This is a genomic window from Gemmatirosa kalamazoonensis (genome assembly GCF_000522985.1).
GTDB classification, from domain to species: domain Bacteria; phylum Gemmatimonadota; class Gemmatimonadetes; order Gemmatimonadales; family Gemmatimonadaceae; genus Gemmatirosa; species Gemmatirosa kalamazoonensis.
Genome location: NZ_CP007128.1, coordinates 4,188,423 through 4,213,205, shown reverse-complemented (window position 1 = coordinate 4,213,205; position 24,783 = coordinate 4,188,423). Strand labels below are relative to the sequence as shown.

Sequence of the window (24,783 nt, the reverse complement as noted above, 5' to 3'; positions counted from 1 at the left end):
AGTTACTCGTTATCGTCCGCGCATGGACCCGACGCCCGAACGCACCCGCACGCTCGTGAGCTGGAGCGGGGGGAAGGACAGCTCGCTCGCGCTCCACCGCGTGCTCGCCGACCCGTCGGCACACGTGGACGGGCTGCTCACGACGGTCACCGACGAGTACGAGCGGATCAGCATGCATGGCGTGCGCGTGGCGCTGCTCGAGGCGCAGGCGCGCGCGCTCGCGCTGCCGCTCCGGGTGGCGCGCATCCCGCGCGGGTGCACGAACGACGTGTACGAGTCGGTGTCGCGCGACGCGCTCGCCGCGTACGCGGCCGAGGGCGGACGCCGCGTGGTGTTCGGCGACCTGTTCCTGGAGGACGTGCGCGCCTACCGCGAGCGGCTGCTCGCGCCGCTGCCGCTCGCGCCGGAGTTCCCGCTCTGGGGCGAGGACACGCATGCGCTCGCGCACCGCTTCGTGGCACTCGGCTTCCGCGCCGTGCTGGTGTGCGTCGATCCGCGCCAGATCGATGCGTCGCTCTGCGGGCGCGAGTACGACGAGACGCTGCTCGCCGATCTGCCGCCGAGCACCGACCCGTGCGGCGAGAACGGCGAGTTCCACACGTTCGTCCACGACGGCCCGATCTTCCGCGCGCCCGTGGAGGTCACGCGCGGCGAGGTGGTGGAGCGCGACGGCTTCGTGTTCTGCGACCTGCTGCCGACGACGTGAGCGGTGACGGCGGGACGCGTGGCGGGGTATGCTCGCGTATGATGCACACATGCCGCTCCATGCTCCTCGCCGTCGGATCGCTCGCGGTCGCCGCGTCGTGTGCCGACGATGCGCTCGCGCCGACCCGGATCGCCGGACAGGTCTACGTGCTCGAGCGCAGCGGCGAGCTGACGCCGCCGATCCTCCTCTCGGGCACCGTGGGCGACACGACGCAGCTCGTGCTCGAGTCGCTCGAGTTCGGCCCGCCGCCGCGCGTGACGCGCAGCGCGACGTACCGCTACCGGTTCGGGAGCGAGACGCCGCGCATCGAGACGTACCGCAGCGACATGGAGTACCGCGTGAGCGGCTCGCAGGTGGAGATCGGCTCGTTCACGCCGTGCCCGCCGAACGCGCTCATGAGCTGCGCACCGAACCTCGTGGGGACGATCACGGCCGACGCGCTCATTCTCGCACCCAAGTCCGTTCAAGGCGCCGCGCCGTCGGTCTATCGCCGGGCGTTCCTGGTCGACTGATCGGGGCGGCTCATCGCGACGGCAGCGTACACCACGCGGCGACGAGGTCCGGGGAGCGCGCGCTCGCGTCGGCCGCGGTCATCGCGGCGCGCAGCCGGGCAGCGAGGGTGTCGACGTCGATCTCGGCCGCGGTGCCGAGTCCCGCGCGCTCGATCGCGGGGAGCAGCGATCGCGTCACGTCGGCGATCATGTCGTACATCGTCGAGTCGGGTCCGCCCTGGATGTACGCCGACGCGGTGACGAGCGGCTCGGGAAGGCCGGCGCTCTCGAAGTAGCGGCGGAGCTTGCAGCCGATCGTCGTGTCGGCGCCGGACGCGTCGAGCGCGTGCACCATGCGGTCGAGCGCCGCGATGAACGACGGCACCGGCGGCCATACGGCGTCGGCGGCGATCGCGGCGGTGAAGTCGTACTCCTGAAACGCGACGACACCGCCCGGCCTCGCGAGCGACGCGATCTCGCGCAGCGCCGCCACCGGGTCGGCGATCCGATCGAGCACGAAGCGGCCGATGACCGCGTCGAACGCGCCAAGGTCGGGACGGAGCGTGTCGGCGAACGCCAGGAGGTCGGCCAGGCGGAGCTCGACGTGCGGCAGCCCCGCGCCGTCGACACGCCGGCGCGCGACGGCGAGCGCCGTAGGATCCCGGTCGATGCCGACGACGTACCCGGTGGGCCCGACGAGGCGCGCCGCGAGGATCGCCAGGTCGCCGACGCCGGTGCCGACGTCGAGGACGCGCATGCCGCGCCGGAGACCCGCGTGGCGGAGGAAGCGATCGGACAGATCCGACCAGAACGCGTTCGGCCGCGCGGGCGGCGCGGGCGCGGTGGTCGGCGGCGAGACCGCCTGGGTGGCCATCCGATCCTCCGGTGGGTCGTGAGCCACGGACACTGCCGCGCCGGGGGCCGACGAACAATGCCGCCGATGGTTGGGCGGCCGGCGCCGCTCAGCGGCCACTCCGGCGTCCGCGTATGCTAGGTGCGGCGCCGCCGAGCCTTGCGCGGCCGCGCAACCTCCCTTCCACGCAGGACATGCGAACGCTTCACCGAACCGTCTGCCGCGGCGCGCTCCTGGCGCTCGGCGCCGCGCTGAGCGCGGCCCAGTCCCATGCCCAGGGCGCGGGCCGGGTCATCACCCAGGCCGACTACGACATCTGGCGGTCGATCCAGGGGACCACCCTGTCGCGCGACGGCCGCTGGCTCGCCTACTCGCTCGTGCCCGCCGTCGGCGACGGCGACCTCGTCGTCCGCTCGACGAAGGGGAGCACCGAGTGGCGGGTGCCTCGCGGCTACGTCGGCCGGCCGCAGCTGCAGCCGAACGCCGACTCCGGCTTCACCGCGCCGCCGCCGCAGTTCTCGTACGACGGACGCGTCGTGGCCGCGCTGACGTACGCGTCGCGCGCGGAGTTCGAGCGCGCGCGCCGCGGCCGACGTGCGGCCGACCAGCCGGCGACGTCGCTGGCGATCGTGTCGCTGGCCGACGGGAAGGTGACGACGGTGCCGCGCGTGCGCTCGTTCGCGATGCCACGCGAGGCGGGCGGCTGGATCGCGTACCTGCTCGCGGGCGGCGACAGCGCGGGCGGCCGCGGAGCCGACTCCGCGCGAACGCCCGGCGTTGCGGCGGCGACGCCCGGCGGCACGCCGCGCCCGATCAGTGGCGACTCCACGGCGCGCCGCGGCGGCCGCCGCCAGGAGACCGGCGCCACGCTGGTGGTGCGCGAGCTCGCGAGCGGCAACGAGACGCGCATCGAGGACGTCACGACGTACGCGTTCGCCGACAGCGGCCGCTGGCTCGCGTACACGACGGCGTCGCGTGCCGAGTCGCACAACGGCGCGTTCGTGCGCGCGTTAGGCGCGTCCGGCATCGGCGCCGAGGTCGCGCTGCTGAGCGGGAAGGGAAGCTATCGCGCGCTCACGTTCGATCGCGCGCAGAAGCAGGTCGCGTTCGTGTCGGACCACGCCGACTCCGCCGCGGCGCGGCCACGCATGTCGCTGTACCAGGCGCGACTCGCCGCGACCCCGACGACGCGCGCGCTGGTGACGCCGGCCGGGCTCGCGGCGGACCGACTGCTGAGCGACCGCGGCGTGAGCTTCACCCGCGACGGCTCGGCCGTCGTGTTCTCGGTGACGCCTCCGCGGCTCGACTCGATCCCGGCCGACTCGCTCGCCGACAAGGCGGTGTTCGACCTGTGGAACTACAAGGACACGCGGCTCCAGCCGCAGCAGCGGCTCGAGGCGGCGCGCGACCGCGGCCGCAGCTACACCGCGGTGTACCAGTTAGGCACCGGCAAGTGGCTGCAGCTCACGAACGACTCCATCCCGCAGGTGTCGCTGAGCGAGGATGGGCGCGAGGCGCTCGCCGTGACGAACGTGCCGTACGCGCTCGAGGCGCTGTGGGGCGAGGGGGCGAACGACGTCTACCTGCTCGACACGCGCACCGGCGCGCGGAAGCCCGTGGCGAGGAACGTGCGCTTCCGCGCCGAGCTGTCGCCGGCCGGCCGCTACGTGGTGTGGTTCGCCGACCACGGCTGGCACGCGTACGACGCGCAGAGCGGCAAGACGACCGACCTCACGGCGAAGCTGACCGGCGTGCGGTTCGATCAGGAGACGTGGGACACGCCGAGCGACCCGCAGCCGTGGGGCGTCGCCGCGTGGACCGCCGACGACCGGTCGGTGCTCGTGTACTCGCACTACGACGTGTGGGAGCTCGACCCGTCGGGCGCTCGTCCGGCGAAGGTCGTCACCGACTCGGTGGGCACGAAGACCCACGTGCAGTTCCGCCTCGTGAGCACGGGCGGCGCGCGCGGACGCTTCCGCGGCGGCGACGCGACGGTCGTCGACCCGTCGCAGCCGCTGCTCCTCAGCGCGTTCGACGACAGGAGCAAGGAGTCCGGCTTCTACCGCGAGCGCCTCGACGCGGCGACGCCGCCCGAGCGCATCGTCATGGCGGCGTACAAGTTCGGCGCGCCGATCAAGGCGGCGGACGCGGACGTCTACGCGGTCACGCGTCAGAGCTTCACCGAGTTCCCCGACGTGTGGGTGGGCGAGCGGCTGGACCGGCTGACGAAGGTCACGGACGCGAACCCGCAGCAGAAGCAGTACGCGTGGGGCTCGGCCGAGCTGTTCGAGTGGGCGAACGGCGACGGCGTGCCGCTGCAGGGCGTGGTGTACAAGCCGGCGAACTTCGACCCGAGCAAGAAGTACCCGATGCTCGTCACGTACTACGAGCAGATGTCCGACAACCTGTACGCGTACGACGCGCCGGCGGGCCGCAACCGCATCAACCCAACCGTGTACGCGTCGAACGGCTACGTCGTGTTCACGCCGGACATCGCGTACACCACGGGCTATCCGGGCCAGAGCGCGCTGAAGTCGGTGGTGCCCGGCGTGCAGGCCATCGTCGCGCGCGGCTTCGTCGATCCGAAGCGCGTCGGCATCGGCGGGCAGAGCTGGGGCGGCTACCAGAGCGCGTACATCGTGACGCAGACGCCGATGTTCGCGGCGGCGTTCCTCGGCGCGCCGGTGGCGAACATGACGAGCGCGTACGGCGGCATCCGCTGGGAGTCGGGCAACTCGCGCGTGCAGCAGTACGAGCGCGGGCAGAGCCGCATCGGCGCCACGCTGTGGGACGCGCCGATGCGCTACATCGAGAACTCGCCGCTGTTCTACGTGCCGCGCATCACGACGCCGGTGCTCATCATGTCGAACGACGCGGACGGCGCGGTGCCGTGGTACCAGGGGATCGAGCTGTTCATCGCGCTGAAGCGCTTCGGCAAGGAAGCGTACCTGGTGGAGTACAACGGCGAGGGGCACAATCCCCGCAAGCGCGCGAACCAGCTCGACATCGACCGCCGCATGCAGCAGTTCTTCGCCGCGAAGCTGAAGGGGGAGCCGGCGCCGGAGTGGATGGAGAAGGGAATCCCGTTCGTGAACAAGGGGCGCGATCAGCTGGCACCCGTCAACGCGCAATCGACCGCGACGAGCGCCGGACAGGCCACGCTGCCGCGCTGAATGAGCGGGGAGCGTGGAGCGGGGAGCGTGGAGCGCCGTTCGCTGCCACGCTCCCCGCTCCACGCTCGACGCTCGGGTGGCGCTCGCAGGTGCACGCCTAACGGAGAGAACTGCTCATGGCCGACGAGATCGATTTCAGGATCCTGGGCGACGACCTGCAGGCGGTCGTCGTGACGCTCGACCCCGGCGAGGCCGTGGTGGCCGAAGCGGGCGCAATGCTGTACATGCGCGAGGGGATCCAGATGGCGACGACGCTGGATCCGAACAACCAGGGGGGCGGCCTGTTCTCCAAGCTGCTCTCCGGCGGCAAGCGGCTGCTCTCCGGCGACTCGTTCTTCGTCACGCTGTTCGCGAACGCGGGCTCGCGCCGCACGGACGTCGCGTTCGCGTCGCCGACGCCGGGGAAGATCCTCCCGGTCAACCTGCGCGAGTGGGGCGGCACGCTGATCTGTCAGAAGGACTCGTTCCTGTGCGCGGCGCGCGGCGTGAACGTGACGGTGGCGTTCACGCGGAAGTTCGGCGCGGGCTTCTTCGGCGGTGAAGGGTTCATCCTGCAGAAGATCGAGGGCGACGGCCTGGCGTTCGTGCACGCGTCGGGGACGCTGGTGTCGATGGATCTCGCGCCGGGCGAGGAGCTGCGCGTCGACACGGGCTGCCTCGTGGCGATGCAGCCGAGCGTGACGTACGACATCCGCACCGTGCCGGGGATCAAGACGGCGCTGTTCGGCGGCGAGGGGCTGTTCTTCGTGAGCCTCACGGGCCCCGGGCGCGTGGTGCTCCAGACGATGCCGTTCTCGCGCCTGGCGGACCGTATCATCGCGGCGTCGCCGCGGGCGGGCGGCAGCCGGCGGGAGGAGGGGTCGGTGCTCGGCGGGCTCGGCTCGCTGCTGGACGGAGATCGGTAGCTCCGCCGAGCGGCCCTCCGAGGCGGGGCGGGCTCCGGTGTGGTCGGAACGCGGATCACGCGGATCGCGCGGATTCGTTCGATCCGCGTGATCCGCGCGATCCGCGCGATCCGCGTCCAATACTCGCGGGGTTCCGGTCGTCCACGGAGGCAGCGCGGGGCACGCTGCAGCCGGCGCGCACGGCGAATCTTGCGCGATATATCGTACGTTATATCTTAGCGAAAGATATATCGCACGTTATATCGTGACCCGCGCCCGGAGGGATCGATGTTCACTGGATTCTCGCGCACGGCCGACGGCTGGCAGTGGTGCAACGCCCGGGAGGGCGACCCCGACTTCGGCAACTTCATCGGCATCTTTGCCGGCAAGCGGCCCGGCGGCGGCGGACGACGCGGCGGCTGGGGCCGGATGTTCGAGCAGGGGGATCTCAAGCTCGTCGTCCTCAAGCTGCTCGAGGAGAAGCCGCGCCACGGCTACGAGATCATCAAGGCGCTCGAGGAGAAGACGAGCGGCATGTACTCGCCGAGCCCCGGCGCCGTCTACCCGACGCTGACGCTGCTCGAGGAGCTCGGCTACGCGCGCGCCGTGGACGAGGGGGCGGGCCGCAAGATCTACGAGATCACCGACGAGGGGCGGAAGCATCTCGCCGAGCACCGCACGGCGGCGGACGACGTGTTCGAGCGCGTGAGCCACGTCGCCGGCGCGGGCGTGGAGCTGTTCGGCGAGCTGGCGAGCGCGTTCGGTGCGCTCGGCCGCGCCGCGTTCAAGACGGCGAGCAAATCGCGCGGCGACCGCGATCTGCTGAAGAAGGTGCGCGACATCATCGAGCGCGCGGAGCACGACATCGAGACGCTCGGCTGAGGGCGCGCGCGTGTCGGTCGCGATCGAGACTCGCGCGCTGCGCAAGGTGTACCGGGCGCCCGCGCGGAAAGCGCCGCGGGGGCCGACCACGTTCGCGCCGCCGGGCGCCGCCATGGGTCCGCCGCCCGCGGGCGACGTGGTGGCGCTCGACGCGCTCGACCTGACGATCGGTGCCGGAGAGTTCTTCGGGCTCCTCGGGCCTAACGGCGCGGGCAAGACGACGACGATCGGCATCCTCACCACGCGCGTGCTGCCGACGTCGGGCGAGGCGCGCGTGGGCAGTGCCGACGTCGCGCGTGATCCCGTCGGCGTGCGGCGGCGCATCGGCGTGGTGCCGCAGCGCCCGAACGCGGATCGCAGCCTGACCGTCGTCGAGAACCTGCTGTTCCACGCCGCGTACTACGGCGTGCCGCGCGCGGCCGCCGCGCAGCGCGCCGACGCGCTGCTCGCGCAGTTCGAGATCGCCGAGAAGCGCGACCGGAAGGTGGACGAGCTGTCGGGCGGTCAGCAGCAGCGCCTCATGATCGCGCGCGCGCTGATCCACGAGCCCGAGGTCGTGTTCCTCGACGAGCCGACGGTGGGACTCGATCCGCAGGCGCGTCACGCGTTGTGGGACGTGCTCCGCCGCCTGCACGCCGAAGGACGCACCATCGTCATGACGACCCATTACATGGAGGAGGCGGACCAGCTCTGCGGCCGCGTGGCGATCGTCGATCAGGGCAAGCTCCTCGCGCTCGACACGCCGGCGGCGCTGAAGGCGCGTGCGCCGGGCGGCACGCTCGTGGAGCTGACGCTCGACGACGACGCGGCGCCGGTGGTCGCGCAGGCGGAGTGCGTCGCGGGCGTCAGCCGCGCGGAGGCGCGGGGGCGCGTGCTGCGCGTGTACGCGGAGCGCGGCGGCGCGGCGATCCCGCCGCTGCTCCTCGCCGCCGAAGCGGCCGGCCGGCAGGTGCACGACATCCACCTCGTGCCGCCGAGCCTCGAGACGCTGTTCATCTCGCTCACCGGGAGGAAGCTCACGTGACCGGCGGCACTCTCTCGGCCGCGGTGCCCGCGGCGGCGGCGACGCGCGCGGCGCCGTCCGCGGCGTCGGCGTTCGCGGCGCTCATGCGGCGCGACTTACGCGTGGCGGTGCGCGAGCTGCCGTTCACGCTCGTGCGCACGCTGATGCAGCCGCTCCTGTTCGTGATCGTGTTCGGCTACCTGCTGCCGAAGATGGGCTTCGTGCAGGGCAGCTACGGCGCGGCGATGCTGCCGGGGATCCTCGCGGTGAGCCTCACGATGTCGTCGGTGCAGTCGGTGGCGCTGCCGATGGTGGCCGACTTCGGGTGGACGCGCGAGATCGAGGACCGGCTTCTGGCGCCGATCCCGAGCGGGCTGCTCGTCGCGCAGAAGATCGTCGCGGGCGCGCTGCAGGGCGTGCTCGGGGCGGCGGTGGTGCTGCCGATCGCGCGGCTGCTCATGGGCCCGATCCCCGGGCTCACGCTCTCGCACCTCGGCGCGGCGCTCGTGGTCACGGTGCTCGGCGCGCTCGCGTTCTCCGCGTTAGGCCTGTGGATGGGCACCGCGATCAGCCCGCAGCACGTGGGGCTGATGTTCAGCGCGATCATCGCGCCGATGATCTTCTTCGGCTGCGCGTACTACCCGTGGCGCGGGCTGGACGCGGTGCCGGTGATGAAGTACGCCGTGCTCGCGAACCCGCTCGTGTACGTCGCGGAGGGAATGCGCGGCACGCTCACGCCGAGCATGCCGCACATGCCGCTGGCCGTGGTGTCGCTGGCGCTGCTGGGTCTTCTCGCGCTGTTCTCGTGGCTCGGCACGCGCTCCTTCATGCGGCGTGCCTTTCAGTGATTGAACCGCGGAGGACGCAGGGGACGCAGAGGACAACCAAACCAACAAGGATTGGTTGTCCTCTGCGTCCTCTGCGTCCTCTGCGGTTCAATCGGTCCAGCCGTGCTGCCGCGCGTGGAGCGCCGCCGCCGCGGTGTCCGGCGTGAGCACGAGCGTGCCGCCCTCGGCGGCGAGCTCCGTCGCGAGGCGCGTGATGGCGTCGCGGCGTGAGGCCTCCGGATGGACGTCGCGGATGTACGCGGCGAGCACGCGGCGCGGATGGTCGCGCATGAGCGACGCGTAGATCTCGGGGTCCTCCTGGCCGCTGTCGCCGACGAGGATGAACGGCAGGGCGGGGAACGTCTCGAAGATGCGCGCGATGGCGGCGCGCTTGTGTCCCGCGTGCCGCGTCGGGAGCCCACCGCCCTCGGCGTCGAAGCCCCAGTCGCGCAGCAGCACCGGCCCGGGCGGGATGTCGCGCAGCGCGAACAGCTCGTCGAGCACGTCGTACAGGTTCCACGGGGAGCTGGAGACGTAGAACAGCGGGTTGTCGCACGCGCCGCCGGGACCGGCGCGCAGCGCGCGGTACAGCTCCGCGACGCCGGGGAACGGGAGCCGCGTGTGCGCGTTGCCGAGCAGCACGGCGCGGATCATCCGCACGATGTCGGTCGCGTCGGTGCGGATGACGGTGTCGTCGATGTCGCTCACGATGCCGAAGCGCGCCGTCGCCGCGGGGATGTGGACGCGGGCGATCGTCGTCACCGGCGCGTCGCCGCGCGGCTCGAGCAGTGTGACGCGCGCCTCGTGCACGCCCGGCGCGACCGGGTTAGGCAGGTCGATGTCGCGCTCGAAGTAGCCCTCGCGGTCGGCGCTCGCCTCCACGCGCACGCCGCCCACGTCGACGGCGACGCGCGCGCCGGGCACCTCGTCGGTCTCGAAGCGGCGGTACGTGTCGACGAGGTTGCGCCAGGAGCTCGCGCCCTCCACCGACGGCGCCACCGCCTCGTCGCGCAGCACGCGGCCCACGACGCGCACGCGACGCGGCGTGCCGTAGCTGCGGTAGGCGACGACGCGCAGCGAGCGCTTGCCGCCGAGTCGGTCGCGGATCTCGTGGCGCACGAGGTCCACGCCGTCCTCGACGGACTCCGCGATGCGGAGCAGCCGGTCGACCCACCGGCGCTGGTCGCTCACGCGACCTCCGCGGCGCGGAGCCTGCGCGACGGAGCCGCGGAGCCCGCCCCGGCCGAATCGGTACCGAAGGCGACCGTCACCGTCTAAGTTCTCCGCGCATGGCGACCACGACCGACCCCATCACGACGCCCGCTCCGGCGGAGCCGTGGACGATCGACTCCGCGCGCGCCCTCTACAACATCGAGGGATGGGGCGCGGGCTTCTTCGACATCAGCGAGCGCGGCACCGTCGTCGTGCGCCCCGACCGGGCTCACCCCGAGCGCGAGCTCGACCTGCTGGACCTCGCGCGCGACCTCGAGGAGCAGGGCGTCGCACTGCCGGTGCTGCTGCGCTTCTCGGACATCCTGCGCTCGCGCATCGAGCAGCTGAGCCAGCGCTTCCGCGCGGCGATCAAGGAGTTCGAGTACGGGGGCGGGTACACGACCGTGTATCCGATCAAGGTGAACCAGCAGCGGCACGTCGTCGAGGAGATCGTTGAATATGGCCAACCCTACGGGGTTGGCCTGGAGTGCGGCTCGAAGCCGGAGCTGCAGGCGGTGCTCGCGCTGTCCGAGAGCACGGAGCACATCATCGTGTGCAACGGCTACAAGGACCACGAGTTCATGCGCCTCGCGCTCATGGGGCAGAAGGTCGGCCACACGGTGTTCATCGTGATCGAGCAGCTGAGCGAGGTGGACGTGCTGCTGGAGGTGGCCGACGAGCTGGGGGTGACGCCGACGTGCGGCGTGCGCATCAAGCTCGCCACCGAGAGCGCGGGCCGGTGGGCGCAGAGCGCCGGTGAGAAGTCCAAGTTCGGGCTGAACGCCGTGCAGATCGTGAAGCTCATCGACCGGCTCCGCGACGCGGGCCGACTCGACATCATCAAGCTGCTGCACTTCCACCTCGGGAGCCAGATCCCCGACATCCGCTTCATCAAGGCGGGGCTCCAGGAGATCGCGCGCTTCTACGTCGAGATGCGGCACATCGGGGTGGACGTCACGCACGTCGACGTCGGCGGCGGTCTGGGCGTGGACTACGACGGCACCGCATCGTCGTCGTCGAACGCGAGCGTGAACTACACGCTGCAGGAGTACGCGAACGACATCGTGTACACGATGGCCGAGGCGTGCCGCGAGAACGAGGTGCCGATGCCGCACCTCATCTCGGAGAGCGGACGCGCGCTCACGGCGCACCACGCGCTGCTGCTCCTGCGCGTCATCGACGTCGAGAGCCAGGCGGAGCCGCCGCTCCCCACCATCACCGACGACGACCACGCGCTGCTGCACGAGATGGTGGAGGATTACGAGCTGCTGAAGCGCGGCCGCCTCACGCCGCGCAAGGTGCTCGAGGTCTACCACGACGCGAGCTTCGACAAGGACCGCGCGCGGCAGCTGTTCAACAGCGGCGTGCTGGACCTGCGCGGGCTCGCCGCCGCGGAGCAGATCTACTTCGCGCAGATGAACATGATCTCGCGCGTCGTGAACGGCGACCGCGACGAGTACGAGGAGATCCTGAAGGAGCTCGACGCCACGCTCGTCGACCGGTACTTCTGCAACTTCTCGCTGTTCCAGTCGCTCCCCGACAACTGGGCGATCGACCAGCTCTTCCCGATCATGCCCGTCCACCGGCTCGACGAGGAGCCGACGCGGCGCGGCACGCTGCAGGACGTGACGTGCGACTCGGACGGCAAGATCGATCGCTTCGTCGGCGACAAGACCGGCCGGCCGAGCCTCGAGCTGCACGAGTTCCGCGACGGCGAGGACTACGTGCTCGGCATCTTCCTGACCGGCGCGTACCAGGAGATCCTCGGCGACCTGCACAACCTGTTCGGCGACACGAACGCGGTGCACGTGAAGTTCACGGAGCGCGGCTACGACATCACGGACCTCGTGCACGGCGACACGGTGACCGAGGTGCTGAACTACGTGCAGTTCCACGCCGCGACGCTGCTCACGACGTGGCGCCGCAAGGTCGGTTCGGCGAAGGGGCTCTCGCGGCAGGAGGCGAACGCGTTCGTCGCCGACTACGTCGCGGGGCTCGAGGGCTACACGTACCTCGAGGGCGAGGCGGCGCGCTGACGCGTCGGCGCGCCGCGTTAGCATTTCGTAAGACGGCTTGCTCGGAGCGCGCGGAGGTCCGCATACTGAGCGGACCTCCGTAGTTTTCCCCCCCGTCGTCTCCCCGCCCTCATGACCGCTCCCGCCGCCACCGCGACCAAGAGCCCCTCGGTGCTCGAGGACATCGTCGACGTCTTCTACCAGCCGGCCGCGGTGTTCGAGCGCCGCCGGAACGCGGGCTTCGGGCTGGCGCTGCTCCTCTACGCGATCCTCAGCGCCGTGATGCTCTATGCGGCGCGTCCGGTGATGCGTCCCGTATTCGAGCGGCAGATGGACCAGGCGATCGAGAAGATCAACGCGAACCCGAACATCTCCGCCGACCAGAAGGAGAGCATCGGCAACCGGATGCGCGGCGCGATCGACTCGCCGTTCGCGCTCATCGTGCCGATCATCCTCATCCCGCTGACGCTGTTCATCACGGCGCTGGTGCTGTGGCTCGTCGGCAAGGCGTTCGGCAGCAGCGCCTCGTACTCCCAGGCGGCGATGGTGACGACGTTCGCGTCGTTCCCGCGGCTGCTGCTCGGCGCGATCGTCACCGGCTTCTCGCTCGCCACCGGACGCGAGGTCGGCACGCAGTTCGGCCTCACGCTGAGCCCCGCCGCCATGCTGGGCGCGGACGCGTCGCCCGTATATGCCGCGCTCCTCAGCCGCCTCGACGTCGGCACGCTGTGGACGACGGCGCTGCTCGGGATCGGCATCGCGATCGTCGGCCGCGTGTCGCGCACGCAGGGCTACATGACGGCCGCGGTGGTGTGGCTGCTCGGCGGCGCCTTCATCGTGCTCAGCGCGCTGCGGCAGATGGCGGGGTGACGCCTGCGTGGCTGCGTGGCTGCGTGGCTGCGTGAAATGCTCTCACACAGCCCCACGCAGCAGCCACGCAGCCACGCAGCCACGCAGCCACGCAGCCACGCAGCTACGCCGCTACGCCGCGTCTCAGAACTTGACCTGCGACCAGTTGACCACGTTCCACCACGCGTCGATGTAGTCCGGCCGGCGGTTCTGGTACTTCAGGTAGTACGCGTGCTCCCAGACGTCGAGGCCGAGCAGGACGTCCTCGGGACGCACGCCGTCCATGAGCGGGTTGTCCTGGTTCGGCGTGCTCGTGATCGCGAGGCCACCGCCCTTGCGGACGAGCCACGCCCACCCCGAGCCGAAGCGGCCCGTCGCGGCGGCCTTGAACTGGTCGCGGAACTTCGCGAAGTCGCCGAACGACGACGTGATCGCCTGACCGAGCGCGCCGCCGGGCTCACCGCCCGCGTTGGGGCCCATCCACCGCCAGAACTGCGAGTGGTTCCAGTGGCCGCCGCCGTTGTTGCGCACCGCGGTGCGCACGGCCTCCGGCACCGCGTTCAGGTCGGCGAGCAGCTGCTCCAGCGGACGGTCCGCGACGTCGGGCGCCTTCTCCAGCGCGGCGTTCAGGTTCGTGACGTACGCCTGATGATGCTTGTCGTGGTGGATCTGCATCGTCTGCGCGTCGATGTGCGGCTCGAGCGCGTCGGGGGCGTACGGCAGGGGCGGCAGCGAATGAGGCATGGCGTGCACTCCGTGTGCGAGGGTCGTTGACGGCCGCGAATCTAGCGGGGCCGGCCGCCGCTTCCAACGTCGCCGGCGCCCGCTCCCGCCGTCGCAGCGGCGCGCCGCGTGCGCAGCCAGCTCACGATGCCCGGGGAGATCGAGAGCAGCACGACGACGATGATCACGAGCTCGAGATGCTCGCTCACGCCGGGGAAGCGACTGCCGAGAAAGTAGCCGATCGCCAGCATGCTCCAGATCCACGCCAGCCCGCCGATGACGCTGAACGTGAGGAAGGTGCGGTACGGCATGCGCGCGGCACCCGCGACGAGCGGCGCGAACGTGCGGACGATCGGCATGAATCGCGCAAGCACCACGGTCTTGGCGCCGTGCTTCGCGTAGAAGTCGGCGGCGCGCTGCAGGTGCTTCGGCTTGAACAGCAGCGACTCCTCGCGCGTGAAGATGCGCTCTCCGGAGATGCGGCCGATCCAGTAGTTCGTGTTGTCGCCGAGGATCGCGGCGCCGGAGAGCAGGAAGCCGAGGGTGCGCACGTCGAGCGGCAGCCCCTGCGACGCGAGCAGCCCCGCCGTCACGAGCAGCGAGTCGCCGGGGAGGAAGAACCCGAAGAACAGTCCCGTTTCCGTGAAGACGATCGCGAACAGGCCCACGTAGCCGGCCCATTGCACGAGCGCGGGCAGGTCGCGCAGGCGATGCAGCAGCTCGCTGAAGAAGTTCATGACGTTGGGTAGAGGGAACGGACGAAGCGCGAAAGCTAGCGAGAGCGAACCGGAGAGGAGGCATGACTGAGCACGAGACGACACGGGGAGGAGAGCACGTCACGCGGCGTGGTGCGGCCGATCCGCTCATGCAGGTGCGCGCCTCCGACGTCGAGCCGTACACGGGACTCGGCTACCTGTCGAAGCTGTTCCGCCTGATCGCGATCTTCCTCGTCCTGCTGCTCGTGCTCGAGGTCGTCACGGGGCTGTATCAGCAGGGCCGCGACGCGCTCGCGACGCTGCTGACCGAGGCCAGTCGCCTCGTCGTCCTCGCCGGACTGCTGTGGGGGGTCGGCGACCTCGCGAACCTGCTCATCGACGTGGGACACGACGTCCGCGCCGCCCGCATCCTCCTCGGCCGCCTGGCGGCGCAGTCGAGCATGGAGCGCGAGTTCGTGCGCGGCGGGGAGCAGGAGGTCGCCGAGCGACCCGAGGAGCCGCGCGGGCACGCGTGATGCCCAACACACCTTCCGGCGCCCAACCGGAGCTCCGCCGAGTACGGCGGTATGGGGGTTGCCTTAGAGCACAGCGCTGGCCCACCGTCACACGAGGTCATCTATGATCTGGACACTTGCGGTAGTGCTGTTCGTCCTGTGGCTCCTCGGCTTCGGCGTGTTCCACGTCGCGGGCGGGTTGATCCACCTCCTGCTGGTGCTCGCGGTGATCGTCGTCCTGTACCGCCTCATCACGGGCCGTCGTCCCGTAGCGTAGGGCGCCGGAACGGACGTGAGCGTCGGGGAGCGCCGCCACCGCGGTCGCTCCCCGCGCTGCGTTCCGGGGGGTAGCTTGCGGCCGTGAGCGCCGCCGACCCCTCGACCACGCTCGACCGCCCGCTCGACGTCCTCGTTGTCCCGCACACCCACTGGGACCGCGAGTGGTACCACCCCGTCGGCCGCCTCCGACAGCGCCTCGTCGCGCTCGTCGACGAGCTGCTCGACGACCCGGTGCCGCCGCCGGGAAGCTTCCTCCTGGACGGCCAGGGCGCGGTGCTCGACGACTACCTCGCCGTGCGCCCCGAGCGGCGCGACGCCCTCGCCGCGGCGGTGCGCGACGGATGGCTGGAGGCGGGGCCGTGGTACGTGCTCGCCGACGAGCTGATCCCGTCGGGCGAGGCGCTCGTCCGCAACCTGCTCGCCGGACGACGCACGCTCGCCGCGCTCGGCGGGTCGCCGCCGCCGGTGCTGTACTCGCCCGACGCGTTCGGGCACGCCGCCGCGCTTCCGGTGCTCGCTCGGGGCTTCGGCTGCGGCGTCACGATCGCGTGGCGCGGCTACGGCGGCGCACGGTGGCCGGACGGCGATGCCGCCTGGTGGCGCGCCCCCGACGGCGAGGCGACGCTGCTGTTCCATCTGCCGCCCGACGGCTACGAGTACGGCTCATCGCTCCCCGCCGACCCGCGGCGCGCGGCCGATCGGTGGCGGGAGATGCGCGCCGTGCTCGCCCCGCGCGCGCGGCTCGGCCTCGTGCTCGTGCAGAACGGTGCCGACCATCACGCGCGGCAGCGACGGTGGCGCGAGGCGCTCGATGCGCTCCGCGAAGCCGCGGCGCCCGACCGCGTGTCGCACGCGTCGCTCCCCGCGTTCGCCGACGAGGCGGGCCGCCGCGCGCGCGAGACCGAGCTGCCGACGGTGCAGGGGGAGCTGCGCGACAGCTACGGCTATGCGTGGACGCTCCAGGGGACGTTCGCGACGCGCGCGGCGCAGAAGCGGCGCAACGCCCACGCGCAGCGATTGCTCGAGCGGGACGTCGAGCCGTGGCTGGCGCTGCTCGCGCTGCGCGACGGCGTCGTCGGCGACGGTGCCGACGACGGCCGGCGCGCGCTCCTGCAGGCGGCGTGGCGCACGCTGCTGCTCTGCCATCCGCACGACACGCTGTGCGGCTGCTCCACCGACGAGGTGGCGCGCGCCGCCGATGCGCGGTTCGACGACGCGATCGCGCAGGGACGCGGCCTCCGCTCCGACGCGCTCGCGTTGCTGCTCGGCCACGACGCGGACGCGGCGCGCGAGCAGCGCAGCGCGTGGCGGCCCACGCTCGTCGTGCGCAACCGCGCCGCGCGCGCTCGCGGCGGCGCAACCGAGGTCGAGCTGGCGACGTTCGTGCGCGACGTCGCGGTGGGGCCGGGGTCGGCGGGGACGTGGCGGCCGGTGAAACCGTTAGGCGCCACGCCGCACGTGCGCGCCGGCGACGACGACCTGCCGCTCCAGATCCTCGGCCGCGCGCTGCGCCACGACCGCGTCGAGGCGCCGCGGCACTATCCCGACGACGACATCGTCGAGGCGGCGCGGGCGGTGGTGTGGGTGCCACGGCTCGACGGCCACGAGGTGCGCGCGTTCGCCATCGCCGCGACGGCAGCGGAGTCCGGCGCTGCGGGGCCGTCGCATCCGGTGCGCGTCGGCGACGGCACGCTCGACAACGGGTTGCTCGGCGTGGCGGTCGACGCCCGCGGGCGGGTGTCGCTGCGCGCGCTCGGCGGCGCGGTGCACGTCGAGTCGCTCGTCGGCTTCGAGGATGTCGGCGACGCCGGCGACACGTACACCCACTCGCCGGTCGGCGCGCCGCTGCGGTCGGCGTGGTTCGCCGGGGCGAAGACGGTGGACCGCGGTCCGCTGCGCGGCACGCTGGAGCTCCGCTACCGGCTGCGGGTGCCGGCGGCGCTCCGCGTCGAGCCCGATGCCGACACGTTCTCGCGTCCCACCAAGCGCGCCGGCCGTCACGTGGAGATCCCGCTCACCGTCCGGCTCTCGCTCGATGCCGACGCGTCGTTCGTGCGCGTGCACGTGCGCGGCGACAACGTGGCGCGCGACCACCGGCTGCGGGTCGTGTTCGCGTCGGGCGTGCGCAGCGAGTCGGTGCTCGCCGACGCCGCGCTCGGCCCCGTGGTGCGGACGCCGATCGCCGTGCCCGCAGGCGATGCGGTGGCCGAGCGTCCGCCGGACACGGCCCCGCTACACCGTTGGGTCGCGCGCACCGACGGCCAGCGCACTTCCGCGCTGGTCTCCGACGGGTTGGGCGAGTACGAGGCGCGCCCCGATGGCGCGATCGCCGTCACGCTCGTACGCGCGGTGGGGGAGCTGTCGCGCCCCGATCTCCCCGAGCGCCCGGGCCACGCCGGCTGGCCGGTGGCGACGCCGGAGGCCCAGTGTCCTGGCCCGTTCGAGGCGCGCTTCGCCGTCGCGCTGCTCGACGGTCCGCTCGACCCGGCCGCGGTGGAACGACTCGCCGACGACGTGTTGCTCCCGCTGTGCGGCGAGACGCTGCGTCCGGCGCTCGTGCTCCCGCCGCCCGCCGGCGGCCTGACGCTCGACGGCGACGGGCTCGCGTTCTCCTGCGCGAAGCCGAGCGACGACGGCGAGTGGGTGGTGCTGCGGTGCGTGAACGCGACCGACCGCGAGGTGCGCGGCGTATGGCGGCTGCGCGTGCCGGTGCGCGACGCGGTGGCCGCGCGGCTCGACGAGACGCCCGGTGCGTCGCTCGCCGTGGAGGGCGCGGGCGACGAGAGTCGGTTGCCGATCGTCGTGCCCCCCCGGGGCGTGTCGACGGTACTCGTCCGGTGACCCGTCGTTAGGCACCGCCCGGCGTTCATGCAATCGTAACGAACGCCTCATCGCATCGTCATTCGGGGCTCACCGTCGCGCAACGCGCCGCGCGAGGCGCCGTGCTACGCTCCTGGCGCACCCTCACACAGGAGAGATCCGCGATGCTTCGCAGCGTCATGCTGGTTCCACTCGCCATCGCCGCGGCGACCGTGCCGACGACGGCCACGCCACCGCGCGCGACGCGCTGGGTCGTGGAGCGCCCCACCGAGCTGGCGGGGCTCTACCGCATCGACGTCCCCGAGCGGCTGCGGCCGAGCGCGCGGCTGCGCATGCCGGTGACCGAGGTGACGCTGCTCCGCCTGAGCGCGGACGGGGCCTCGCGACTCGAGAACGTGACGGTGCGCGACACCGCGGGCGTGGCGCGGGCGCGCGTGGAGGTCGGCCGCGCCCACCGCACGCCGTGGGAGGTGCGCACACCCGCCGTCGCCGGCGCGGCGGGGCGGCTCGGGCAGCTCTGCGTGGAGTGGGCCGGACGCGTCGACTGCAAGCGCTACGAGCGCGACGCCGAGACGGGCGACGTGAGGCTGTTCGCCGACGCGACCGCGGCGAGCGCCGTGCTGACGCTGGACCGCGTGCGTTAGGCGGACGTCTAGATCTCCGTCTCGCCGGCGAGCCGGTCGCGCAGCGCGTCGCCGAGCAGCGTACACGCGAGCACGGTGAGCACGAGGGCGAGGCCCGGCGTGACGGCGATCCACGGCGCCGTCACGATGAGGTCTCGCCCGCCCGCGATCATGTTCCCCCAGCTCGGCGCCGGCGGCTGGATGCCGAGGCCGAGGAACGACAGCCCGCTCTCGAGCAGGATCGCGTTGCCGACGCCGAGCGTGGTGGCGACGATCGCCGGTCCCACGGCGTTCGGCACGACGTGCCGCCACAGGATGCGCCCCGGCGGCGCGCCGACCGCGCGCGCCGCGTCCACCCAGTCGCGACGGCGCGCGCCGAGCACCTCCGCGCGCACGAGCCGCGCGACGCCCATCCATCCCGTGGCGACGAGCACGACGACCGTCGTCAGCGTGCCGGGGCCCCACAGCGCGGCGATCACGAGCAGCAGCACGAGCCGCGGCACGGAGAGCAGCGTGTCGGCGGCCGCCGTGACGAGCAGGTCGATCGTGCCGCCGCGCCAGCCCGCCCACGCGCCGAGCGCGGTCCCGAGCGCGCCGGCGAGCACCGACCCGACGACGCCGACGCCTAACGACAGCCGTCCGGCCACCAGCGCGCGCAGCAGCACGTCGCGCCCGAACCGGTCGGTGCCGAACGGGTGGAACGCGCCGAGGCGGTCGGTGGTGCCGGGCGGCATGAGCCGCGTCGCGAGCACGTCGCCGATGCCGAGCGGGTCACCGCGCGAGAGCAGGGGACCGAGCAGCACGATCAGGGCGAGCGCGCCGAGCATGACGGCGGGGACGACCAACGCGGTGCGTCGCCCCTTCATCGCCGTCGCGGGTCGAGCGCCGGCAGCAGCAGATCGGCCGCGAGGTTCGCGGCGATGACGAGCGCCGCGTAGAGCAGCGTCGCGCCGAGCACCACGGGGTAGTCGCGCTGGGCGATCGCCTGCACCATGGCGCGCCCCATCCCCGGCCACGCGAACACCGACTCCACGAACACCGATCCCGCCACGACGCCGGGGAACGCGAGCGCGAGCAGCACCACGAGCGGCGGCAGCGCGTTCGCCAGCGCGTGGCGCCCGTACACGCGCGCCGGCGGCGCGCCCTTCGCGCGTGCGGTGCGCACGAAGTCGCCCCCCAGCACGTCGAGCATCGCTGCGCGCGCGTACCGCGCGATGCCGGCCGCGCCGACGCCGCTCAGCACGAGCACCGGGAGCACCGCGTGCCGCACGAGATCCACCGTGGCCGCGACGCCCGTGAGCTGCCCGCTCGGATCGCGCACGCCGAACGCGGGGAGGCGCAGCGCCGGCGGGAAGTGCCACCGCGCGGCGCCGTACGTGAACAGCGCGATGGCGACGAGCGACAGCCAGTAGCTCGGCGCCGCATACACCGTCGTCGCAGCGACGGTGAGCGCGAGGTCGTCGCGGTGTCCCCGCCGCACCGCCTGCCAGGTGCCGACCGCGACGCCCACCACGAACGTGAGCGCGAGCGATGTCGCGCCCAGTCCGAGCGTGATCGGCAGCGCGTCGCCCAACACGCGCGACACGGGACGGTCGAGCGCCACGCTCGTGCCGAGGTCACCGCGCGCCACGCCGCCGATCCACCGTACATATTGCACGCCGAGCGGCGCGTCGAGGCCGAGCCGTGTCCGTAGCCGCGCGGCGTCGGCGGCGCTCGCCGACGGTGGCAGCAGCAACGCCGCGGGATCCCCGGGTGCGAGGTGCACGAGGAGGAACGTGAGCGAGACGACGAGCCAGAGCAGCACGACGCCGGTGAGCAGCCTGCGGGCGAGCACGGCGAGAGGCATCCGACGATGATGACGCGGGAACGCGGCGGCGCAAGCGCAGCGCTCGCGTGCGCGTTCGTGGTGCTCGCGAGCTGCGCGCCGCCGCCGCGTCCCGCCGATACCGTCGTGATCGCGTCGGGCGCGGACCTCGAGTCGGCGAACCCGTTGGTCACCGTGCACCCGCTGTCGCGGCAGGTGCAGCGATACCTGCTCTTCGTCACGCTCGCGCGCTACGACTCGGCGCTGCAGCCGCAGCCGTACTTCGCGCGGCGCTGGGAGTGGTCGGGCGACCGCACGACGCTCACGCTGCACCTCGATCCCGCGCTGCGCTGGCACGACGGCGCGCCGACCACGGCGCGCGACGTCGCGTTCACGCTGGCCCTCGCCCGCGATCCCGCGGTCGGCTACCCGCGCGCGTCGGACGCCGCGGCGATCGCGGGCGATTCCGTGGTCGACGACACGACGCTCGTACTGCGCTTCCGCAGCGCGCAGCCGGACCTTCCGGCGCTGCTGTGCGAGCTGCCGATCGTGCCGCGCCACCGCCTCGCGACGGTCGACCGCGCGGACCTGCGCCGCGCGCCGTTCTCCACCGCGCCGCTCGGCAACGGGCCGTTCCGGTTCGTCCATCGCGACGCGGGCGCGCGGTGGGTCTTCGAGCGGAACACGAGCTTCCCCGCATCGTTAGGCGGGCCGCCGCGGCTGCGACGTGTCGTCGTCGCCGTGGTCGACGAGGCGACGACGAAGTTCGCGGGGCTCGTGAGCGGGGAGCTCGACGCGGCCGGCATCGCGCCGACCATGGCGTCGCTCGCCGCCCGCGACCCGTCGCTCCGCGTGCTCTCGTACCCCGTGCTGCAATCGTACGCGCTCGTCTTCAACGCCGGTCGCGCGCCGTTCGACGACGTGCGCGTGCGCCGTGCGGTGAACGCGTCGATCGATCGCGCACGCCTCGTGGCGGCGGCGGTCGCCGGCTACGGTACGCCCGCCGCGGGCGCCGTGCCCCCGGACAACCCGCTCGCCCTCCCGCCACACGCGCCGCTCGACGTGCGGCTCGCCGACTCGCTCCTCGACGCCGCCGGATGGAGGCGGGGCGCCGACGGCATCCGCGCGCGTGGCGGCCGTCCGCTCGACGTCACGCTGTACACCGTCGCCACGGGCGACAATCCGGTCGAGCAGCTCGTGCAGGCGGACCTCGGCGCGCGCGGCATCCGCGTCGCGATCCGGCAGATGGAGCTCGGCGCGTTCCTCTCGGCGGCGCGCGCGAGGCAGCGGGCGTTCGACATGCTGCTGAGCGGCATCCCCGGCGACCTCTCGCTCGCGCACCTCGCCGGGATGTTTGCCTCGTCGCAGGCCGGTGGTGCGCTCGACTACGGTGGCTACCATTCGGCGCGCCTCGACGCGGGCTTCGCGCGCGCGGCGTCCGCGACGAGCGACTCGGCGCGGCGCGACGCGTGGGGCGAGGTGCAGCGCGCGCTCGCCGACGAGGTGCCGGTGGCGTGGCTGTACCACGCGCGCGGCGTGCAGGGGCTGAGCGCGCGGCTGCACGGCGTCACCATGGATCTGCGCGGCGAGCTGGTGACGCTCGCGCGATGGACCGTTCGCTCGCGATGAACGAACCGAGACTGCTGCTGTCGCCGGAGTCGGTGACGGAGCGTCGGGCCGCCGCCGCGGGGCCGCTCGCGCCGCTCGCCGCGTCGCTCGCCCGGGACCTCGCACGCGTGCGCGAACGCGAGCCGGACGTGCCGCGCGACAAGGCGCGCATGACGCGCATCGGCGGGCGCTGTCCCACGGACGGCGCGCTGCTCGGGTTCGACCCCTTCTCGCCGCTCGTGCACACGTGCCCGGTGTGCGGCCGCGTCTACGACGACGAGGCGCACCATCGCTGGTGGATCTTCTGGTACCAGCTGTGGCTCGCGGAGCGCGCGGTGCACGGCGCGGCGCTCGCGGTGCTCACCGACGACGACGCGGCCGGCGCGTTCGCGCGCGACGTGCTCGCGGCGTACGCGGAGCGCTACCTGCGTTATCCGAATCGCGACAACGTCCTCGGTCCGACCCGGCCGTTCTTCTCCACGTACCTGGAGTCGATCTGGCTGCTCCAGATCTGCATCGCGACCGACCTGCTCGAGGCGCGCGGCGAGACGTCGTTAGGCGGCACCGTCCGCGATCGCATCGTCGAGCCGAGTCGCGCGCTCATCGCCTCGTACGACGAGGGGCGGTCCAACCGCCAGGTGTGGAACGCCGCCGCCCTCGCCGCCGCCGCGCGGCTGCTCGGCGACGACGACGCGTTCACCGGGGCGGTGTGGGGACGTTCCGGCGTGGAGTCGCATCTCGCGGGTGGTCTCCTCGCCGACGGTACCTGGTACGAGGGCGAGAACTACCACCAGTTCGCGCACCGAGGCTTGTGGTACGGCGTGACGCTCGCCGAGCGGGCCGGGATCGCGCTGCCCGCCGAGCTGCTCGATCGCTTCGCGCAGGGGTTCGTCGCGCCGTTCCTCACCGCGCTCCCCGACCTCACGCTCCCGGCGCGCCGCGACTCGCAGTGGGCCATCTCGCTCCGGCAGTGGCGTTGGGCGGAGTCGTGCGAGCTGGGGCTCGCGCGCCGCGACGACACGCGCCTCGCCGGTGTGCTCGCGGCGCTCTATGCCCCCGACGCGCCGGCACCGTGGCGCGACACCGGCCGCTGGCGCACCGCCGCCGAGAGCGAGCGCAACGAGCCGCCCACGCGTCTCACGCGCGCGGACCTCGGCTGGCGCTCGCTGCTGCACGCGCGGCCGGAGCTGCCCGCGGCCGAGCCGTGGATGCCGGAGTCGGTGCTGCTGCCGGCGCAGGGAATCGCCGTCTTCCGCCGCGACGGCGGCGCGCGCTACGCCGCGCTCGATTACGGCACGTCCGGCGGCGGCCACGGACACCCCGACCGCCTCAACCTGCTGCTCGCCGATGGCCCGCGGCGCTGGCTCGACGACATGGGTACGGGGTCGTACGTGGAGCGAACGCTGCACTGGTATCGCAGCACGCTCGCGCACGATGCGCCGCTCGTCGACGGGAAGTCGCAGGAGCGGGTGGACGGAGTGCTCGACGCGTACGACGAGCGTGGCGACTGGGGCTGGGCGCTCGGCGCCGCGGAGATCTCGCCGGGCGTACGCGTCGCGCGCGCGCTGGTCGTCGGCCCTCGCTACGTCGTCGATCGACTCGTGTGGACGGCGGATCGCGAGGTCACGCTCGACCTGCCGCTCCACGTCGACGCGGACGTCGACGCGCCGCTCGCATGGGCCGCGTACGACGCGGGCGGTGCAGGGGGGCTCGAGGACGGCTTCGACTTCCTGCTGGATACGAGCGCCGCGCCGCTCCCGGTGGGCCAGGTCGTTAGGCTGCACGCGCCAGGCGAGCGCGCGATCCGCTCGTCCGTCGAGCCCTCGCCCGACGACGCCGGGGGCGACCGCGCATCGTGTCGTGCGTGGGTCGCCGCCTCGCACGCCGCGACGCTGGTGCGCGCGGTCGCGCCGTCGTCGCCCGGGCGGTCGCCGCGGCGATTCCACGCCGTGCGGCAGCGCGGCGCGTTCGGCGGCGTGACGACCGTCTGGGACACGCGCGGCTCCGTCGCCGACGTGCGCGTCGACGGCGACGCGGTGGTCGTCGAGCGCCTCGACGGTGGGCGCGACGAGCATCGCGCGGCGGCCGTCGCGTGGCGCGTGGTCCAGCGGCGCGGCGAGCAGGTGCGCGAGGTCACGCTCGCCGGCGCGACGCCGCGCGCCAAGGGGACCGCTGAACACGGGGTCGCGTTCGTCGAGATGCCCAGGCCGCCGATCTGGCTCCGCAAGCCGGTTCGGTTCTCGCTCGGCGCGTCGCACTACCGCCGATCGGAGGAGAGCTGGGAGGAGGCGGGGCGCCCCGCGTCCGAGGTCACCGTGACGCACGGCTCCGATGGGTTGACCGTCGACGTCGAGGTGACGACGCCGCACCCGACGTTCGTGAAGGAGGGCACGGTCAACCCACTCGACAACGAGCGCGCCGAGATCAACGGGCACGGCGTGCAGCTGTACGTGCAGCCCGCGCTCGGCGCGCGGCCGGCGAGCGAGATCTTCGCCTGGCTGCTCGTGCCCGACGACCGCGCGGGTGACGCCGTGCGCGTCGTCCCCGTCACGCCGGCCGCCGAGCGCGTGCGGCCGCGCGCGCGCTGGCGCCGCACCGCGAGCGGCTATGCGCTCACCGCGATCGTGCCGCCCGAGGCGCTCGGCCCGCCCAACGTGCCGTTCGGGTTCGACCTTATCGTGAACGAGACGGCGCCCGGCCGCGAGCGACGGCGCGGGCAGCTCGTCCTCTCCGGAGCGCGTGGGGAGTTCGTGTATCTTCAGGGCGATCGCCACGACCCGGAGCGGTTCGTCCACATGTGGTGGCAGCAGCCAGCATGAGA

The 24,783-nt window shown here is 72.8% G+C and carries 21 protein-coding genes; 15 read left to right on the top strand and 6 right to left on the bottom strand.

Features of this window, described 5'->3' with window-relative positions:
* The first annotated feature begins 22 nt into the window (after window positions 1–22).
* Window positions 23–706: a Dph6-related ATP pyrophosphatase gene (locus J421_RS18420; RefSeq protein WP_025412647.1), complete on the top strand. Its 684-nt coding sequence runs from the start codon at window positions 23–25 to the stop codon at window positions 704–706.
* Window positions 707–765: 59 nt separating this feature from the next.
* Window positions 766–1,218 (top strand): hypothetical protein, encoded by a 453-nt coding sequence (locus tag J421_RS18415; RefSeq protein ID WP_025412646.1) that lies wholly within the window; start codon window positions 766–768, stop codon window positions 1,216–1,218.
* A gap of 10 nt (window positions 1,219–1,228) precedes the next feature.
* On the opposite strand, the gene J421_RS18410 is transcribed toward J421_RS18415, so the two are convergent.
* Window positions 1,229–2,071 (bottom strand): class I SAM-dependent methyltransferase, encoded by an 843-nt coding sequence (locus J421_RS18410; protein ID WP_025412645.1) that lies wholly within the window; start codon window positions 2,069–2,071, stop codon window positions 1,229–1,231.
* A gap of 173 nt (window positions 2,072–2,244) precedes the next feature.
* Between J421_RS18410 and J421_RS18405 the strand changes: the two genes are divergently transcribed.
* The 5 genes from J421_RS18405 to J421_RS18385 all read left to right on the top strand — a co-directional run bounded on the left by J421_RS18405 (window position 2,245) and on the right by J421_RS18385 (window position 8,840).
* On the top strand, window positions 2,245–5,223 hold the full coding sequence (locus tag J421_RS18405) for a S9 family peptidase (RefSeq protein WP_025412644.1): 2,979 nt from the start codon (window positions 2,245–2,247) through the stop codon (window positions 5,221–5,223).
* 116 nt (window positions 5,224–5,339) lie between these two features.
* Window positions 5,340–6,128: a TIGR00266 family protein gene (locus J421_RS18400; RefSeq protein ID WP_104022788.1), complete on the top strand. Its 789-nt coding sequence runs from the start codon at window positions 5,340–5,342 to the stop codon at window positions 6,126–6,128.
* A 267-nt stretch (window positions 6,129–6,395) separates the two neighbouring features.
* Window positions 6,396–6,989, top strand: coding sequence for a PadR family transcriptional regulator (locus J421_RS18395; RefSeq protein WP_025412642.1), 594 nt, complete (start codon window positions 6,396–6,398; stop codon window positions 6,987–6,989).
* A gap of 10 nt (window positions 6,990–6,999) precedes the next feature.
* A complete protein-coding gene (locus tag J421_RS18390) occupies window positions 7,000–8,013 on the top strand; it encodes an ABC transporter ATP-binding protein (protein WP_025412641.1) in 1,014 nt (337 codons plus the stop codon).
* Window positions 8,010–8,840: an ABC transporter permease gene (locus J421_RS18385; protein WP_025412640.1), complete on the top strand. Its 831-nt coding sequence runs from the start codon at window positions 8,010–8,012 to the stop codon at window positions 8,838–8,840. The genes J421_RS18390 and J421_RS18385 overlap by 4 nt, the downstream gene beginning before the upstream one ends.
* Window positions 8,841–8,927: 87 nt before the next feature.
* Here J421_RS18385 and J421_RS18380 read toward each other — a convergent pair whose 3' ends face one another.
* A complete protein-coding gene (locus J421_RS18380; protein ID WP_104022787.1) occupies window positions 8,928–10,010 on the bottom strand; it encodes an App1 family protein phosphatidate phosphatase in 1,083 nt (360 codons plus the stop codon).
* A gap of 98 nt (window positions 10,011–10,108) precedes the next feature.
* Between J421_RS18380 and speA the strand changes: the two genes are divergently transcribed.
* Window positions 10,109–12,067, top strand: coding sequence for a biosynthetic arginine decarboxylase (gene speA / locus J421_RS18375; RefSeq protein WP_025412639.1), 1,959 nt, complete (start codon window positions 10,109–10,111; stop codon window positions 12,065–12,067).
* A 111-nt stretch (window positions 12,068–12,178) separates the two neighbouring features.
* Complete coding sequence (locus tag J421_RS18370) at window positions 12,179–12,916, top strand: YIP1 family protein (RefSeq protein ID WP_025412638.1); 738 nt, start codon at window positions 12,179–12,181, stop codon at window positions 12,914–12,916.
* A 123-nt stretch (window positions 12,917–13,039) separates the two neighbouring features.
* Here the strand turns inward: J421_RS18370 and J421_RS18365 are convergent, their stop codons facing one another.
* The gene (locus J421_RS18365; protein ID WP_104022786.1) at window positions 13,040–13,639 is read right to left on the bottom strand and encodes a superoxide dismutase; all 600 of its coding nucleotides are present in this window, start codon (window positions 13,637–13,639) and stop codon (window positions 13,040–13,042) included.
* A gap of 41 nt (window positions 13,640–13,680) precedes the next feature.
* A complete protein-coding gene (locus J421_RS18360) occupies window positions 13,681–14,355 on the bottom strand; it encodes a VTT domain-containing protein (RefSeq protein WP_025412637.1) in 675 nt (224 codons plus the stop codon).
* A 62-nt stretch (window positions 14,356–14,417) separates the two neighbouring features.
* Here J421_RS18360 and J421_RS18355 point away from each other — a divergent pair, with 62 nt between their 5' ends.
* The 4 genes from J421_RS18355 (at window position 14,418) to J421_RS18340 (ending at window position 18,571) form a co-directional block, all read left to right on the top strand.
* Window positions 14,418–14,849: a hypothetical protein gene (locus J421_RS18355; RefSeq protein ID WP_148306384.1), complete on the top strand. Its 432-nt coding sequence runs from the start codon at window positions 14,418–14,420 to the stop codon at window positions 14,847–14,849.
* 103 nt (window positions 14,850–14,952) lie between these two features.
* The gene (locus J421_RS18350) at window positions 14,953–15,105 is read left to right on the top strand and encodes a lmo0937 family membrane protein (protein ID WP_104022785.1); all 153 of its coding nucleotides are present in this window, start codon (window positions 14,953–14,955) and stop codon (window positions 15,103–15,105) included.
* Window positions 15,106–15,188: 83 nt separating this feature from the next.
* A complete protein-coding gene (locus J421_RS18345) occupies window positions 15,189–17,948 on the top strand; it encodes a glycoside hydrolase family 38 N-terminal domain-containing protein (RefSeq protein ID WP_025412635.1) in 2,760 nt (919 codons plus the stop codon).
* A gap of 143 nt (window positions 17,949–18,091) precedes the next feature.
* Entirely contained in the window at window positions 18,092–18,571 is a 480-nt protein-coding gene (locus J421_RS18340; RefSeq protein WP_025412634.1) for a hypothetical protein, read from the top strand.
* Window positions 18,572–18,579: 8 nt separating this feature from the next.
* Here the strand turns inward: J421_RS18340 and J421_RS18335 are convergent, their stop codons facing one another.
* On the bottom strand, window positions 18,580–19,416 hold the full coding sequence (locus tag J421_RS18335; RefSeq protein WP_025412633.1) for an ABC transporter permease: 837 nt from the start codon (window positions 19,414–19,416) through the stop codon (window positions 18,580–18,582).
* Window positions 19,413–20,396: an ABC transporter permease gene (locus J421_RS18330; protein WP_025412632.1), complete on the bottom strand. Its 984-nt coding sequence runs from the start codon at window positions 20,394–20,396 to the stop codon at window positions 19,413–19,415. The genes J421_RS18335 and J421_RS18330 overlap by 4 nt, the downstream gene beginning before the upstream one ends.
* Before the next feature lie 6 nt (window positions 20,397–20,402).
* On the opposite strand from J421_RS18330, the gene J421_RS18325 reads away from it, so the two are divergent.
* Both J421_RS18325 and J421_RS18320 read left to right on the top strand, forming a co-directional pair.
* Window positions 20,403–21,983 carry a peptide ABC transporter substrate-binding protein gene (locus J421_RS18325; protein WP_104022784.1) on the top strand — a complete coding sequence of 527 codons (1,581 nt, stop codon included), beginning with the start codon at window positions 20,403–20,405 and terminating at the stop codon, window positions 21,981–21,983.
* Window positions 21,980–24,781, top strand: coding sequence for a heparinase II/III domain-containing protein (locus J421_RS18320; protein ID WP_158508834.1), 2,802 nt, complete (start codon window positions 21,980–21,982; stop codon window positions 24,779–24,781). Before J421_RS18325 ends, J421_RS18320 begins: the two co-directional genes overlap by 4 nt.
* Window positions 24,782–24,783: the final 2 nt, after the last annotated feature.

Coding starts and splice junctions, on each gene's coding strand:
- J421_RS18350 (WP_104022785.1), top strand. CDS start 14,953: ATGATCTGGACACTTGCGGTAGTGCTGTTCGTCCTGTGGCTCCTCGGC.
- J421_RS18355 (WP_148306384.1), top strand. CDS start 14,418: ATGACTGAGCACGAGACGACACGGGGAGGAGAGCACGTCACGCGGCGT.
- J421_RS18335 (WP_025412633.1), bottom strand. CDS start 19,416: ATGAAGGGGCGACGCACCGCGTTGGTCGTCCCCGCCGTCATGCTCGGC.
- J421_RS18320 (WP_158508834.1), top strand. CDS start 21,980: ATGAACGAACCGAGACTGCTGCTGTCGCCGGAGTCGGTGACGGAGCGT.
- J421_RS18330 (WP_025412632.1), bottom strand. CDS start 20,396: ATGCCTCTCGCCGTGCTCGCCCGCAGGCTGCTCACCGGCGTCGTGCTG.
- J421_RS18360 (WP_025412637.1), bottom strand. CDS start 14,355: ATGAACTTCTTCAGCGAGCTGCTGCATCGCCTGCGCGACCTGCCCGCG.
- J421_RS18340 (WP_025412634.1), top strand. CDS start 18,092: ATGCTTCGCAGCGTCATGCTGGTTCCACTCGCCATCGCCGCGGCGACC.
- J421_RS18405 (WP_025412644.1), top strand. CDS start 2,245: ATGCGAACGCTTCACCGAACCGTCTGCCGCGGCGCGCTCCTGGCGCTC.
- J421_RS18325 (WP_104022784.1), top strand. CDS start 20,403: ATGATGACGCGGGAACGCGGCGGCGCAAGCGCAGCGCTCGCGTGCGCG.
- J421_RS18370 (WP_025412638.1), top strand. CDS start 12,179: ATGACCGCTCCCGCCGCCACCGCGACCAAGAGCCCCTCGGTGCTCGAG.
- J421_RS18400 (WP_104022788.1), top strand. CDS start 5,340: ATGGCCGACGAGATCGATTTCAGGATCCTGGGCGACGACCTGCAGGCG.
- J421_RS18410 (WP_025412645.1), bottom strand. CDS start 2,071: ATGGCCACCCAGGCGGTCTCGCCGCCGACCACCGCGCCCGCGCCGCCC.
- speA (WP_025412639.1), top strand. CDS start 10,109: ATGGCGACCACGACCGACCCCATCACGACGCCCGCTCCGGCGGAGCCG.
- J421_RS18395 (WP_025412642.1), top strand. CDS start 6,396: ATGTTCACTGGATTCTCGCGCACGGCCGACGGCTGGCAGTGGTGCAAC.
- J421_RS18420 (WP_025412647.1), top strand. CDS start 23: ATGGACCCGACGCCCGAACGCACCCGCACGCTCGTGAGCTGGAGCGGG.
- J421_RS18365 (WP_104022786.1), bottom strand. CDS start 13,639: ATGCCTCATTCGCTGCCGCCCCTGCCGTACGCCCCCGACGCGCTCGAG.
- J421_RS18415 (WP_025412646.1), top strand. CDS start 766: ATGCTCCTCGCCGTCGGATCGCTCGCGGTCGCCGCGTCGTGTGCCGAC.